Origin of the sequence: Neptunomonas sp. XY-337 (assembly GCF_004959845.1) — a bacterium.
GTDB classification, from domain to species: domain Bacteria; phylum Pseudomonadota; class Gammaproteobacteria; order Pseudomonadales; family Balneatricaceae; genus Neptunomonas; species Neptunomonas marina.
Map to the genome: position 1 here is coordinate 364,155 of NZ_SPLL01000003.1, position 14,454 is coordinate 378,608.

The 14,454-nt window shown below is 52.8% G+C and carries 12 protein-coding genes; 10 read left to right on the forward strand and 2 right to left on the reverse strand.

From position 1 onward, the window contains the following. Nucleotide 1: 1 nt before the first annotated feature. The 9 genes from E4L36_RS08850 to E4L36_RS08890 all read left to right on the forward strand — a co-directional run bounded on the left by E4L36_RS08850 (nt 2) and on the right by E4L36_RS08890 (nt 8,591). Nucleotides 2-1,489, forward strand: coding sequence for a capsule biosynthesis protein (locus E4L36_RS08850; protein WP_136680299.1), 1,488 nt, complete (start codon nt 2-4; stop codon nt 1,487-1,489). Further along, nucleotides 1,486-2,565, forward strand: a complete 1,080-nt coding sequence (locus tag E4L36_RS08855; protein ID WP_136680300.1) for a glycosyltransferase — start codon at nt 1,486-1,488, stop codon at nt 2,563-2,565. The genes E4L36_RS08850 and E4L36_RS08855 overlap by 4 nt, the downstream gene beginning before the upstream one ends. A gap of 10 nt (nt 2,566-2,575) precedes the next feature. Next, entirely contained in the window at nt 2,576-3,760 is a 1,185-nt protein-coding gene (locus E4L36_RS08860) for a glycosyltransferase family 2 protein (RefSeq protein ID WP_136680301.1), read from the forward strand. Between the two features lie 39 nt (nt 3,761-3,799). Continuing rightward, nucleotides 3,800-4,435 (forward strand): sugar transferase, encoded by a 636-nt coding sequence (locus tag E4L36_RS08865; RefSeq protein ID WP_136680302.1) that lies wholly within the window; start codon nt 3,800-3,802, stop codon nt 4,433-4,435. Beyond that, nucleotides 4,432-4,866 carry a VanZ family protein gene (locus E4L36_RS08870; RefSeq protein ID WP_136680303.1) on the forward strand — a complete coding sequence of 145 codons (435 nt, stop codon included), beginning with the start codon at nt 4,432-4,434 and terminating at the stop codon, nt 4,864-4,866. The genes E4L36_RS08865 and E4L36_RS08870 overlap by 4 nt, the downstream gene beginning before the upstream one ends. Nucleotides 4,867-5,062: 196 nt before the next feature. Then, nucleotides 5,063-5,362, forward strand: a complete 300-nt coding sequence (locus E4L36_RS08875) for an STAS domain-containing protein (protein ID WP_136680304.1) — start codon at nt 5,063-5,065, stop codon at nt 5,360-5,362. Nucleotides 5,363-5,375: 13 nt separating this feature from the next. Continuing rightward, on the forward strand, nt 5,376-5,762 hold the full coding sequence (locus E4L36_RS08880) for a hypothetical protein (RefSeq protein WP_136680305.1): 387 nt from the start codon (nt 5,376-5,378) through the stop codon (nt 5,760-5,762). Beyond that, nucleotides 5,759-7,849: an SLBB domain-containing protein gene (locus E4L36_RS08885; protein WP_136680306.1), complete on the forward strand. Its 2,091-nt coding sequence runs from the start codon at nt 5,759-5,761 to the stop codon at nt 7,847-7,849. Before E4L36_RS08880 ends, E4L36_RS08885 begins: the two co-directional genes overlap by 4 nt. A 13-nt stretch (nt 7,850-7,862) precedes the next feature. Further along, nucleotides 7,863-8,591 (forward strand): CpsD/CapB family tyrosine-protein kinase, encoded by a 729-nt coding sequence (locus tag E4L36_RS08890; RefSeq protein WP_136680307.1) that lies wholly within the window; start codon nt 7,863-7,865, stop codon nt 8,589-8,591. A 2-nt stretch (nt 8,592-8,593) separates the two neighbouring features. Here the strand turns inward: E4L36_RS08890 and E4L36_RS08895 are convergent, their stop codons facing one another. Next, nucleotides 8,594-10,096 (reverse strand): SpoIIE family protein phosphatase, encoded by a 1,503-nt coding sequence (locus tag E4L36_RS08895; RefSeq protein ID WP_136680308.1) that lies wholly within the window; start codon nt 10,094-10,096, stop codon nt 8,594-8,596. Between the two features lie 109 nt (nt 10,097-10,205). On the opposite strand from E4L36_RS08895, the gene E4L36_RS08900 reads away from it, so the two are divergent. After that, complete coding sequence (locus E4L36_RS08900; protein ID WP_136680309.1) at nt 10,206-11,672, forward strand: sigma-54 dependent transcriptional regulator; 1,467 nt, start codon at nt 10,206-10,208, stop codon at nt 11,670-11,672. Here the strand turns inward: E4L36_RS08900 and E4L36_RS08905 are convergent. Then, complete coding sequence (locus E4L36_RS08905) at nt 11,669-14,371, reverse strand: response regulator (RefSeq protein WP_136680310.1); 2,703 nt, start codon at nt 14,369-14,371, stop codon at nt 11,669-11,671. The two genes, E4L36_RS08900 and E4L36_RS08905, sit on opposite strands and share 4 nt — an antisense overlap. Between the last annotated feature and the right edge of the window lie 83 nt (nt 14,372-14,454).

A 14,454-nucleotide genomic window follows, 5' to 3' on the forward strand; every position in this document is an offset into this window, starting at 1 on the left:
CATGATTCGCAGTTCGCTGGTTAAAAACATCTCATCCCTGCTTTGGGCTGCATGGCGACGCCGCTATCTGATCGCAATGCCGATCTTGCTGATGCCGTTTGTGGGTTTAGCCGTTGGCATTCTTTCGCCCAAAAAGTATGAAACCAGCACAACAATACTGTTCCAAGAAGCCGCAGAGCATAACCCCTTCTTAGAAGACCTCTCAATCGCCACCAACCTGCGTGACCGGATGGAAGCACTCAACGCGCTGCTGCATAGCCGCCATATTTTGGCAAGCGTCGCTTGGCAGCGAAAGCTCATCAGCGAAGAGATGGATGAGGAGAAAAAAGCAGCGGTGATAGCAGAGCTATCACGCTCACTGACGGCTCGACTCGTTGGCGATAACCTGATCAAAATTTCCTATCACGCTCAAGAAAAAAGCGCGATGAAGGAGACACTGGCGATGGTGAGTATGCGCTTTGTCGAGCGCGTTCTGGCCCCTCAGCGCTCCTCCATTATCCAGTCAGAGAGCTTTCTCTCGAAAGAGCTCGAAGGCCGCCGTGCAGACCTGCAAACCGCAGAGCAAGCACTGGCCGAATACAAGAACCGCTTTGCCAGTGAACTCCCGCGCCTGCACAGCGCCAATGTGGCACGCCTTGCTGAGCTACAAGCTTACCGGGCGGAGCGCCGGATTGAGTTAGACGGTGCGAAAGCCGCCCAAGCCAGTCTAGCGCTGCGCCTTTCTCAAACAAACCCCGTGGTGGGGAAGATCGAAGAGTCGATTATTCACGTCATGGCGGAGCTGACTCAACTGCGCGCCCGCTACACCGACCAACATAGCCAAGTGCAAAATGTACTGGCGCGCTTGCAATCACTAGAGAAGGAGCGCAATCGCATCCTCGCTCAGATGCAGCAACTCAACCAAGGCGATCTGAAAAAGGTACGTTTAGAGCGCCTCTGGGCTATCGCGACAACAACCCAAGAGCGCGAGAACGGCGCCAACCAGCATCCGCTGCTGATCTCACAACTCGAGAGACTGCAGCAGGCCGATGACCATATTGAACGCCTCAACAAGGAGGTGGGTTCCCTCTCCACCGAGATCGAGGCATTGCAAAAAAAGGTGAACGGCTATGGCCAGCATGAGCGCCGATTAAAAGAGCTAGAGCGCGATATTCAAGTGCGCCAAAAGATCTATCAAGACTTGGCTGAGCGCTACGAGATGGCACGCGTGACCCGTTCGCTGGGTAAAAATGAAGAGAGCGAGCGCGTGAAACTGATCGACCCTCCCTTCGAGCCGCTTGCGCCTATCAACATGCCTATCCCGATCTTCGTGATCGCAGGTTTAGCTGCAGGCATCGGCTTAGGGCTGGGCTTGGCGGTCATTGCCGAACTACTAGATACCAGCATCCGTCGCAAGGACACCCTTAGCGAGATGCTCAACGTTCCCGTATTAGCGCGCATCCCCGCCATGGGACGTCTATCCACTGATTCAGAGGAGTCACCATCATGAAACCCGTAATTGTTCAGGTCGTACAACACCTGCGCCCCGGCGGCATCGAAACAATGGCATTGGACCTTCTCCAGCAGTTACAAGCTAAAGCCGAAGTTCACATCTTTAGCTTGGAAGGCGATGCACCTACAACTCTCAACGCGTGGCCACGCCTCTATGCCGTGCAACATCAACTGCACTTTTTCAACAAAAAGTCGGGGCTACAACCGGCACTGATAGGCCGATTAGCACACGCCCTGAAGCGCGTTGGCGCGAGTGCCGTTCACACTCACCATATTGGTCCACTCCTTTATGGCGGCGCTGCGGCGCGTTTAGCCGGCTTGAATCATGTCCACACTGAACATGACGCTTGGCATCTTAATATTGAGAGCAGCCGCAATCTGCAAAATATGCTAATCCGCACTCTGAAGCCTCAGCTGGTAGCCGACTGTAGCGCAGTGGCTGAAGCACTGCAGCAGTTCTATCCATTCACTCGTCCCACCGTCATTATGAATGGCGTGGATACCCAGCGTTTCCTGCCACCGAGCTTATTGGAGAAGCGCCAGTGCCGCGCCCAGCTTGGACTACCTCAGGAAGGCCTGCTGTTAGGCTGCGCCGCCAGACTAGAGCCGGTGAAAGGCCACGCCCTGCTCCTAGAAGCACTACGTAAAGCCCACTCAGGGGTCAGCCTTGTGCTAGCCGGCGATGGTAGCCTGCGCCACCAACTACAAGACGAAACCACACGCCTTGGTCTCAACCATCGAGTGTTCTTCCTAGGCCACTTAGACGATACGCTGCCCTTTTATCACGCCATCGACCTGTTCTGCCTACCTTCATTTAACGAAGGGCTGCCTCTGTCACCTCTTGAAGCTCAAGCATGTGGCGTACCTGCGATTGTTTCCGATGTGGGTGGTTGTCGCAGTGTTGTCTGCCCGCAATCGTCTCAGCTAGTTCCGCCCGGTAGCGCAGGTGCACTGGCGGATGCCATCTCATCCTATCAAGTGAGTTCACAGCATAATCCACGCGACTTTGTGGTGAGCACCGGCAACTTACAAAAAACCGCCGCGGCTTACTTCAACTTACTGGCCCATTCATAGGAGATACGTCATGTTTATCTGGCTTATATCACTACTTGTTATCCTTTGGGCGCTTATCGTTTACCATCATGTTGTCTATCCGCTGCTGATGGTCAAACTGCAAGCGCGCCCGACATCTGTGCCTGCGGCGCAACAACGCCACACCCACTACCAACCAAGTGTGACCATCCTCGTGCCTGCATATAACGAGGCCGATGTCATCGCCGATAAGATCCGTAATGTTGCCTTTTTAGATTATCCGAGCCATAAGCTTGAGCTACTCATCGTGTGTGATGGTTGCCAAGACGATACCGCAGCTCTCGCTCGGCAGGCCGCGCAAGAGTGGAACAATAGCGAACTCAATGTGCGTGTTATCGAGTTCCAAGCCAACCGCGGTAAAGTGGCGCTACTTAACCTGCTGATTCCAACCATCAAAACCGATATCGTCGCCTTGAGCGATGCTTCGGCACTGATCTCAATGGACGCGCTCAACATCGCCAGCCAACATTTCGTGGACCCGAATGTCGGTGTGGTGGCAGCGACCTATACACTGCTCAACCCAGGTAGCGCAGGCGAGCAAAAATACTGGGATTACCAAGTGAGTATCAAGCGTGGAGAAGCCGCTATCGGCAGCCCTATTGGTGTGCATGGCGCGCTCTATTTTTTCCGCCAGCCCCTCTTTCAACCGCTCCCAGCAGATACTATTAATGACGACTTTATCTTGCCCATGGAGATCGTGAGCCGCGGCTACGAGGCTCGCTATGATACCCATTTGATCGCGCTTGAACTTGAGCAAGCTAGCCTTGCGATGGACCAACAGCGCCGCGTACGCATCGCCGCAGGCAATTTCCAGCAGCTACTGCGCCTCCCTAAACTGCTCTCACCACGCCTTGGCGGCACCGCATGGAGCTTTCTATCCGGTAAAGCACTGCGCGCAGTGATGCCTCTGATCTTACTGGCCCAACTCGTGCTCTGCTCACTACTGACTCACTATCAGGCGCTCTTTCTTGTGATCACGCTACTGCAGCTAGGCGGCATTGTGCTGGCGCGCTTGAGTTTGTACTTACCAACAGGCGAGCTGCCATCGCACAAAGTACTGAAACCGCTCAAGCTCGCGTTCTACTTAATCAACGGCTACTACAGCAGTTTAATCGGTACGGTTCGCTATCTATTAGGAATGGACCGTGGGCCGTGGCAATCAGTGCCTAAATCGTAACCGCTGCCTACTCGCTCATTCTCACTGAGGACTTGAACCATGAACTCATATATCCCAACCCCTGTCCGTGTCACCAAGCGCGCAATGGATATCTTTTTTGCGCTGATCGGCTTAGCCCTGTGCGGATGCCTGCTGCCATTGATCGGTGCCGCGATCTACCTCAACTCCCCCGGCCCCATTCTGTTCAAGCAGATGCGCATTGGCCATGCCAGCCGCGACCGTACCGAGATATTTTGGATGTACAAATTCAGAACCATGCGCCTTGACGCCGAAGCCTCCACGGGTGCGGTTTGGGCACAGGCAAAAGACCCGCGCATCACTGCAGTTGGCCGCTTTTTACGTAAAACACGGCTGGATGAATTACCGCAGCTGTTCAATGTACTCAAGGGTGATATGTCCTTAATTGGCCCCCGCCCTGAGCGCCCAGGCTTCTATCAAAAATTGGAGCTCGCCATACCTTTCTTCGCCGAACGTACATGGGGGCTAAAGCCGGGTATTACAGGGCTTGCTCAGGTCAATCAGGGCTACGACCGTGATATCGAGGATGTGCGCAACAAAGTGGGATTTGACCACGCCTATGCCATGAGCTTGAGCGGTTTTATCACTTGGTTACGCTCGGACCTCACCATCATGCTGCGCACGGTTCTGGTTATGGTGGGTGGCCGAGGCCAATGAGTGTGCTCTCGTCAAAAATCAAACGGGTGATCCATCGCATCGTGCTTTCGATCACCCTAATTTTTACGCTGTTTATCGGCTGGATTATCTACATGGCCAATACCGGCCAAGATACGCTGTTCTTTGTCTGGGCACGTCGTGTGCCCAACGGGGATAAACTGAGTCACATTGTACTGTTTGGCACATTAGCCCTGCTTTTCAACCTATGCAGCCGCTACCGTGTCGTGGAACTGCGTGGCGTTATGATCTACCGAGGATCATTACTGGTCTTACTGTTCACAACGTGCGAAGAGTTCAGCCAATTTCTGCTTCCTAACCGCACATTTGATCTTCTGGATTACAGTGCAAGCGTGTTTGGCGTCGCACTGTTTACTCTACTCACTCGCTACAGCGAAAACCGACTAGAAAGGCTTCAGCGGGTAGCGGCTTAAGCGTCTGCATCGCAAATTGCAACAGGCTGCTGGCGGCTCAGCGACCCTCTCAGATCGACTCGCAAATTGCGAAGCGCAAGCTGAGACATGTGGATAGCTAAACACACCAAAATAAAAAGTCTTTAATATTCAATAATATAGATACATGGCACACCCCTTGCTCTATTCCAGTTAAAGCAACAAAAGGAGTGCTGTCATGTCGATTTTAGCCAAAGTAGAAAATGCACATTATTTAAAGATCGAAGGTTCGCTCGACGCCCTAGCCGTCGAGATCCTGCGCCCCCGTTTCGATACATTAGTTCAGGAGGAGCATGATGTGACCATCGATATGAGTGAGATCAACTTCATCGACTCCTCCGGTATCGGAGCCATCGTGTTTCTCTTCAAACGCCTGCGCGCACTCGGCCGCAAGCTCTGTCTGAACGGTGTGCACGGGCAGCCATTAGAGCTGCTTAAGCACCTGCGTATCGATCAATCGATCCAAGTAAACGAATAAAAGGGGCTGCACTATGTCTGCATTGCGCACACTGCTGATAGCCGCCTTAGCCTCACAAGCTGGCTGCTTCTATATGGTGACAGAGGGCAAAGGCGGCGTTGCTGAGCGCTTTCCCATCGCTGCTTATCAACAACAGCTTTCGGAGCGCTTGCAACACTGTGAAGCCACGTTAGATCGCCATACCCATGCCGGTAACGCGAAGCGCTATCCCGCCCTCTACCAACAAACTCAAAGCCAACTTATCGAAAGCCGCCGTCTCTATCAGGCCGAGTTTTATCAACAGGCCGAAGTGACATTGGAATCGGTGGAAACCGTATTAAAGCTGATGCATCAGGAGCAACAACGCAGTGCGCTCTCTCAGCTGTGCCAGCAACAAACTCACAGGGAGATCTGTTTATGAACTACGTACTGAGAATACTCTGCCTACTGATGCTACCGCTATTCGCCCATGCTGATAACCTACGCCCAGGCGACCGTCTGCAGATCAAGCTACCCGGTGAGACGGCGTTTGAACAGAGCTTTCAGCTCGATCACGATGGCATGATCACGGTTCCCGAAGTGGGGTCGTTGCAGCTTAGCGGCCAATCATTATCCCAAGCTAAAGCATTGCTAAAACAAAAGCTTAGCAACGCATACAAAGACCTATCCAAGTTTGACTTAGTCTTGCAAGAACGCCGTCTATCAGTCACGGTGCTGGGATACGTCAAGCAACCAGGCCCCGTCGATCTGCCTGTGCGCGCCAATGTCCAGATGGCAATCAACAGTGCTGGCGGGCTCGCTCAAGGTGCGCAGCTAGACAAACTACAGATTCGCCGTGCCAGTAAGATGATTGAGTTTGACTACAAACACTATCTTGATAGCGGTAACCCAAGTGCACTACCGGCACTACAACCGATGGATGTGATTTTTGTACCGGCATCCCCCTTGATCGGTAATGTACAAGTCGAGTTTGATGCCCGCACCCTGACAGCCTCAGGTGATGCAGGTAAAGATGGCGAGGCGGTCAAAGTTTTTGGTGAAGTACACCGTCCGGGTACCTTCGCTTACAAATCTGATGCCTCGGTGATGGACCTTATTATGCGCGCGGGTGGTGTAACACGCTACGCAGGTATTGAACAGATCCGTGTTATCCACAACGGCCAACCCTTCCCCTTTAACATGCGCGAGTACCTTGATACCGGTAATCCGGCGTTGATGCCTAAAATCCACCAAGGCGACGTTATCTTTATTCCTCAAGCCTCAGAGCAAGTAAAAAGTGGGGCGCGTACGGTGTACGTGATGGGTGAAGTATTTAAGCCCGGTGCTATGGAGATGGGTGAGGACAGCGGTTTTTACGACCTACTCGCTACAGCAGGCGGACCAACGCGCTTTGCTGAAACCCGCCAGATTCGTATTATCCGCGCCAATGGCAGCGTCCAAGCATTTGATCTGCAGGGTTATGTCGATGGTAGCAGCCGCAGAAATATGCCAAAAATCGAGCCGGGTGATGCCATTTTAGTACCCGAGAAAACAGATATGAATGAAAAGAGCTGGCTCAAGGTACATCCGAATCGCGCGGTGCGTATCATCGGCGCGGTGAATCGCCCGGGTCGTTATGAGTGGGCAGCCGAGATGTCCCTGATGGACCTGATCGCCCATGCGGGCGGCCCTATCGCGAGTGCAGATACTGCCCACCTACAAATTCTGCAACAGCGTGAAGGCGGTCATACCGAGTCTGTGAGTTTCGATCTCAAAGCCTTTCTTGATAACGGCGGCGATATTCGCAAGATTCCCAGCATCCGCGCCGGCGACACCGTAGTAGTCCCCGAGCTACCAAAAGATCCAAACGACAACCGCTCGCAATGGGTACGCCAATCGAGCGACCGCTCTATCTACATCTTTGGCGAAGTGGGGGCGCCGGGACGCTACGCCTTCAATAATGAACTGAACTTTTTGGATATCCTCTCGGCTGCACAAGGCCCAACAGGACTAGCGGATCTATCAGGTGTACGCATTACCCATCGTCGCAACGGTAAAACAGAGGTCACGCACCTGAATTTGCATACCTACTTCCAGACCGGTGATGAGTCGATGCTACCGGTGGTTAAAAATGAGGATGTGATCTTCATTCCAAAACGTGATCGTGAATGGCTAGAGCGCCCGAAAGAGACAGTGGTTCGCGTGCTAGGTGCGGTTAACCGCCCGGGCCGCTACAGCTTCGATACCAGCATGACGGTTCTCGATCTGCTCGCTGAAGCGGGTGGACCTAAAAATAGCGCTCTGCAAGACCGCATCATGGTCATCAACCGTATCGACGGTGAGGCTCACTCGCGCCTATTCGACTTGGTGGATTTTGCCAAATCAGGCGACTTCAGCCGCCTACCGGTGTTGCGCCCAGGCGATACTGTCTACGTGCCCAGCAAAGAGCAAAGCAGTTGGTATCGTTTTGTCACCACCTTGCAGGAGTCACTGACCATTTTCTCCTTCGCGCGCCTTGTCGGTCTGTAATAGGAGTTGTGTTATGTATCTTTACAACAATGCTGCCATTGAAACCGTTTATGCCCGTATACAGCGCCAAAATATACGCCAGTTGGCGCTTTGCAGCACACAGCATGAAGCGGGTAATAGTAGTATCGCTTGGGCACTGGCAAAACGTGCTGCGCAGTCGGGTAAGCGGGTGCTCCTTATCGAGCTCAACCGGTGCAGTCCCATCTTTGCTCAGCAGCAAAGTCACGCTTCACCCGAATGGCTGCCATTAACGGGGCACTGGGAACACGCCGCACAAGAGAGCGAGCAAGCGGGCTTAATGCTGCTTTGTAGCCCGGAGAAAACCGGCCACTGTGTCGAGTTTCGCGATCAAGAAACGCTGCGTCTGTTCTTCCAAAGCTGCCTAGGTCAGTTCGATATGGTCATCTGCGATACCGAGCCTTTGATCAGCAGCGGCAAAATCAATGAGGCGTTTGAATCAGGTGATAACCTACCTGTGGATATTATCTGTGCAGCTAGCGAAACCACGCTGCTTAATGTGGTCACAGGGCAAACAACCGAGTCGCAAGTGGACGAAGCGCGGGATATTCTGCATCAAAGTGGCGCCCAGTTGTGTGGTGTCATTATGAATGACCAACACGCGCCCGGCCTCAAACAGGAGCTTATCCGCGAGACGTATCGGTTTAACCGGGTGTTCCCAAAGCTGATGCAGCGCTTGCGTGCGCGCCTAGATAAAATGGTTTTGCTCAATCAGGAGCTGTAATACTAAGTTTTCTCAATCAGGATCAGCGTCGTATCATCGGCGCTGGCTGGGCCCGATAAACCGAGCGCCAACAATTGATCCGCTGCGGCAGCGAGCGGTAGCGCGGAGCTTGCTAACACCGCTTGGCGCAGCGCCTCTGTGACAGGCAGCCCTGCATCAAGAAAGCCATCCGAGTAGATCAAAAGCCGCTCACCGCGCTTTAGCTGCATCGTTAACGAGGTGTAGTTACCCACACCCAAACCCGGTAGCGCGCCTTCCACCTCAATCGGCACGACGCCTGCTTGGCTAATATGCAACGGAAATGGCTGCCCAGCGTTGACCCACTGTAACTGCCCAGAGGCATCGAGTTGCACCGCGATCAATGTAGCTAGAGTTTCTTGCAGCACAGCATCAGATTGGAAGCTTTGCGAAAGCAGACCAAATAGCGCCTCTAAATCGAGTTGCTCGTTGAACGCCGCTGCACCTAGCCCCCGCAGATACCCCGCCAATGCGTAACTATAACCTTTAGCTGATAGGCCGTGCCCCATAAGGTCAGCCATCAATATCATGCTCTGCTCGCCCACTTGCTGTAGCTGCACCAGATCGCCACCGCCAGGTTCTGGGTTAAAGCTGCGCAACGCTACCCGATAACCGGGAATCTGTTCGGGGAGCGAGGGCTGCAACCCTAATGTCACCCGCTCCTCTAGCTCGCGACGAATCTGTTGGTTTAAGTAGTTACGTCTTTGCAGCACACGTTCAATGGTTTGCACCAACTGCTCGCGGGTGACGGGCTTCGCAAGAAAATCATCAATAGGGCGGCTGAGCGCACGACTTAACGTTTCGCTGTCTTGGCTACCGGAGAGGTAGATAAATGCCGTGTGAGCAGCATCTGGAATATGACTGAGCTTGTCGAACAGCACCGGGCCATCTTCATCGGGCATCTGTACATCGCAGATCACCAGCTCCGGTTGATACGTTAACACCTGCGCAAAGGCCTCACTCACGCTTTGCGCCTCAACAACCTGATAACGATCGCTCAGGTACGCAGTCACGATGGCGCGATAGCTAGGGTCGTCATCCACCACCAGCAGCGTTTTGCGGGTCGGCTGCTGATCAGACAGCGGTTGGCGCAACACCATGACGTTCTGGGCATCCTCACGAAAGCAGGCGGGGATATAGCGAATATCAGCAAACATCTGCGCTAACAGTTTCAGCCCCATCCCGCTCTCAGCCGCCGCTAGCGGATCGGGATCATTGATGAGCTGGCTGAAATTATTGAAGCTTGGCCCATTATCTTTTAACTCCAACCACCAATGTTGCTCGTCTCTACTGAGCAAGAGCTCTACTTTTGTAGGCGGCGGATCAGGATAGCGGCTTAGGTTTACAATGAGCTCTGCACACGCCAATTGAAAGGCACTGATAAACGGCGCGTTCTCACGCTCTAATACTTCTGTGAGCCGCTCACGCACGCGCCTTGCCTCTGCTAAGCTCGGCTGCAAATGCCACTGTGCTAATCTTTGCATCATGCCAAAATACCGGTGTTTCGCTGCTATGCTGTATGTGTAACTTGTCACACTCTACCCTGTAGCATAGGCTAAAAACAGGCGCTGTTTGGATGGATAGGAGGCCCTACTTATGCCAGGAACTGCTGTAACTCGAATTTTGCTCATCGAAGATGATGTATCGATGGCAGCCGTCTACCGTAGCTACCTCACAGGTTTACCGTACCGTGTACATCACGAGGAAACCGGTCAGGGTGCGCTGGATGCTATGGCGAAAGAGGCATTTGACGGCATCCTCCTCGACCTCACCTTGCCTGATATGAATGGCCTTGAGATTCTCAGGAAGGTCAACCAAGAAGCGCTTGATATAGAGGTGATCGTCACCACCGGCGATTGCTCAATGAATACCGCGATCGAAGCGATGCAACTGGGTGCCCGTGACTACCTTGTTAAGCCCTTTAGCAAAGACCGCCTTGTTACAACGCTGAACAACTCCTTTGAAAACCAAAAGCTCAAACGTATTGTGGACACGTACCGCGATGAAATTGATCGTCGCCAGTTTTGTGGTTTCATCGGCTCATCGCTCCCCATGCAACGGGTTTACCAAGTGATCGATAGCGCTGCCAGCTCGAAAGCGACGATTTTTATTACCGGCGAAAGTGGCACTGGCAAAGAGGTATGTGCCGATGCCGTCCACCAACGTAGTGAACGCCAGGGTCACCCCTTTATCGCGCTTAACTGCGGAGCGATCCCGAAAGACCTCATTGAAAGCGAGATCTTTGGTCATGTGAAAGGGGCCTTTACCGGCGCGTTAAAAGACCGTGACGGCGCCGCAAGTGCTGCACAAGGGGGGACGCTGTTTCTCGATGAGATCTGTGAGATGGAGCTATCATTGCAGTCAAAGCTGCTGCGCTTCCTCCAAACCGGCACCCTGCAAAAGGTCGGCAGTGATCGAACTGAAAAAGTCGACGTACGTATTATCTGTGCCAGTAATAAAGACCCACTAGCTGAGGTGCAAGCAGGCAATTTCCGTGAAGATCTCTACTATCGGTTACATGTTTTGCCCATTCACCTGCCTCCGTTACGGGAGCGGGAGAATGATGTGATCGAGATCGCTCAAAGCTTTCTTGAGCAGTATGCCAAAGAGGAAGGAAAAGGGTTCAGCGGTTTTGACCCCGAATGCGAGCTGATGCTGAGTAGCTATGATTGGCCCGGTAATGTGCGCCAGCTCCAAAACGTGATTCGCAATATTGTGGTGTTACACAATGGTGACCAAGTCACGCAATCCATGTTGCCAGCGCCCTTGGATCGCTTCGAGCCGCATGCACAAACGCCTGCCAGTTTTTCACCGGCAGTTACCCAAGCGGCAGCGCCCATTGCTCCACCAGCTGTATCCTCTGCGCCCCCTGCAGCAGTGGGCGACCAGTTGGCCCAGCTTATTCGGCCGATGGCAGAGGTAGAGCGTGAAGCGATCGAGCGCGCTATTGACCTGTGCGGCGGCAATATCCCCACGGCCGCACACTATTTAGAGATCAGCGCCGCCACCATCTATCGCAAGCGCAATAGCTGGAAAGAGCTCGACCAAACGCCCTCGCATTAACGCGAGGCGCGTTGTATCAGATGTTGGTTTAACAAGTGCAAGCTCTCTTTGGCGATGTCACATAAGAGGTCTTGCTCTTGATCTAAACGCTTACCCTCTCGGTAACAGGCTTCCACTTTACGCGCCTGCGCTGACAGCGCCGTGAGCCCATATAAAAGCGCACTACTGCCGAGTGTATGCGCATGGCGCTCAGCGACCTCTGCCGCAAGGCTGGGATCATTTAACTGCTCGATGCGCGCATTCGCATCGTTGATAAATACGGTAACTAACGAGGGAAGCGCCTCTTCCGAGGTATCTCTTGCCAATTGATCTAGTTTGGAGCGATCAAAAAGATCAGTTTTCGCGGTTGGCGGATGATCATCCACAGCGACCTCTTTAACCACAGCCACCTCGCGGGTTTTCAGATACGGCGAGATGGTTTGCAACATCTGGGTCCTTTCAAGAGGCTTTTCCAAGAACCCAGCCATACCCACCTCGCTGTAGCGGCGGCGGTCTTCATCCTGAGCATAGGCGGTAAACGCGATCACCGGAGTCGCTTGCCAGGCCTCTAGCGTCTGTAGTTGTGCAAAGGTCTCTACGCCACTTATCCCTGGCATAGAGATATCCATCAAGATCAAATCAAAATCATGCTGGGGATATATCTCAAGCGCTTCATAACCGCTACTCGCGCTGGTGACAGCCACACCGAACTTCTCCAACATGGTTTTCGCAACCAAACGGTTGATCTCGCTATCATCCACCACCAGCACATGGCCCGTTAATCGCTTCTGTTGCGTATTCTCATGCACTTGGCTGGGGTCACTATGCTCTAACGGCAGTTGAAACCAAAACTCACTGCCTTCACCCTCGACGCTGGAGAAACGGATCGCCCCGCCCATTAAGTGCACCAGCTTTTGGCTGATAGATAGGCCAAGTCCTGTGCCTTCACTCACCGCATTTTGTGACGTTTGATTGATGGTGATGAATTCCGAAAAGATCTGATCTTGCGCCTTTTTCGGAATGCCGATGCCGGTATCTTGCACACGAAAATAGAGGTTTTTGTCATCAGCATCGAGTGAGAGCGTCACACTGCCGTAATCGGTAAACTTCACCGCATTTCCCACAAGATTGAGCAATATCTGCCGCAAGCGCTGACCATCCAGCTGCACCCATTCAGGCACATGCTCAGAAACCTGCGTGATCAACTGAATCGACTTCTCTTCTGCTCGGAGCATAAATAGCTGCTTTAACTCATCAACCAAAACTTGCAACTGATAAGGCGTGGGCACTAATTCGAGTTTATCCGCTTCGATTTTTGAGAAATCGAGAATATCTGAAATAACCGTCATCAGACCGCGCCCAGAGCTAAGCGCGTGTTCAACGTAATTCGCCTGCTCAGGAGCCAACGCGGTCTCTTCGAGCAGCTGCAACAAGCCCAGAACACCATTGAGCGGCGTACGGATTTCATGGCTCATCATGGCCAGAAAACGTCCGCGTGCGCTGTTGGCATGCTCCGCCTCCGCTACCGCTTGCTGTAGTGACAGCTGGGTTTGCTTTCGCTTGCTGATGTCCAGATGCGACACGATGACGGAGCCATTTTCGACTCGCGTCTCGTGGATCTCGATCCAGCGTCCGTCGGCCAGTTCATACTCTTGGACGACCGGCAGGTTTTTATGGATATCCAGTTGCCGATTTAGCCATTGCGTCGGATTATCATTGGCCTGTGGGAACAGACCTTTGGAGACGCACAGGTAGTAGAAGGTCTGGTAAGTAATACCAACCTTAAACGCCTCGCCCAGACTTGAGTAAAGTCGACGAAACTGCCGATTGCAGTGAACAAGGCGATCGCCTGCACCGAAGAGTGCAACGCCGTCTTGCGCGATCTCAAGGGCATCCACCAAGAGTTGATTGTGGCGCTCTTCATTCACACGCTCACTGATATCGCGGATCACTCCCATAAAACAGGCTTCACCCTCTTGTTGTATCGGGTTTACACTCAGTTCAATCGGAAAAACTTCACCATCTTTACGCTGCCCAACCAGCCGCCGCCGACTGCCCAAAATGCCTTTTAATCCAGGACTACGATACTCGCTTAGATAGTGATCATGTTGACGCCTGTAAATCTCTGGCATCAGCATCGAGACGTTGTTACCCAGCAGCTCCCGCGCCGAATAGCCAAAAATCGATGAGAGAGACTGGTTAACCGACGTAACAATACCTTGGCGGTTGATCATAATCACGCCATCGATCAGCGCATCCAACAGGCTCTGCCGCTGATGGTCAAAGCCTTTTTCAAGGTCAGCTGCAACCTCTAATTCTGCTGTATTCACGCTATCCCATGAATGCGCCGCATGGAGACTCGCTAACGATGTTTTGAGGTGTTCAATCAGCTCAATATTTGACCAAGGCTTAGCAAGAAACTTATGCACTACGCCGCTGTGAACCGCTTCAAGCACGGTATCGAAATCCGCATGGCCGCTTAAAATAATCCGTGCGGTTTGTGGCCAAGTGGCCTCAACTTTTGCGAGCAACTCCGTGCCACTCATACCCGGCATTTTATAGTCAGATAGTACTAAGCGGGCTTGATGATTCTGTAACCAATGCAGGGCTTCCTGTCCTGAATGAACAGCCGCAAAGGAGAGCTCTGCTTGATACATCACTCGTTTCAAAGCCGCTAGAATTGGCTGCTCATCATCCACCAGTAGTACGTCTACCTGCATCCGCTTGCTCCTTGCATCTGAGAATCACTGCACCTAACCACTTTGATTAGGCCATGCTGTTTTCAGTATAGGCCGTATCTAAG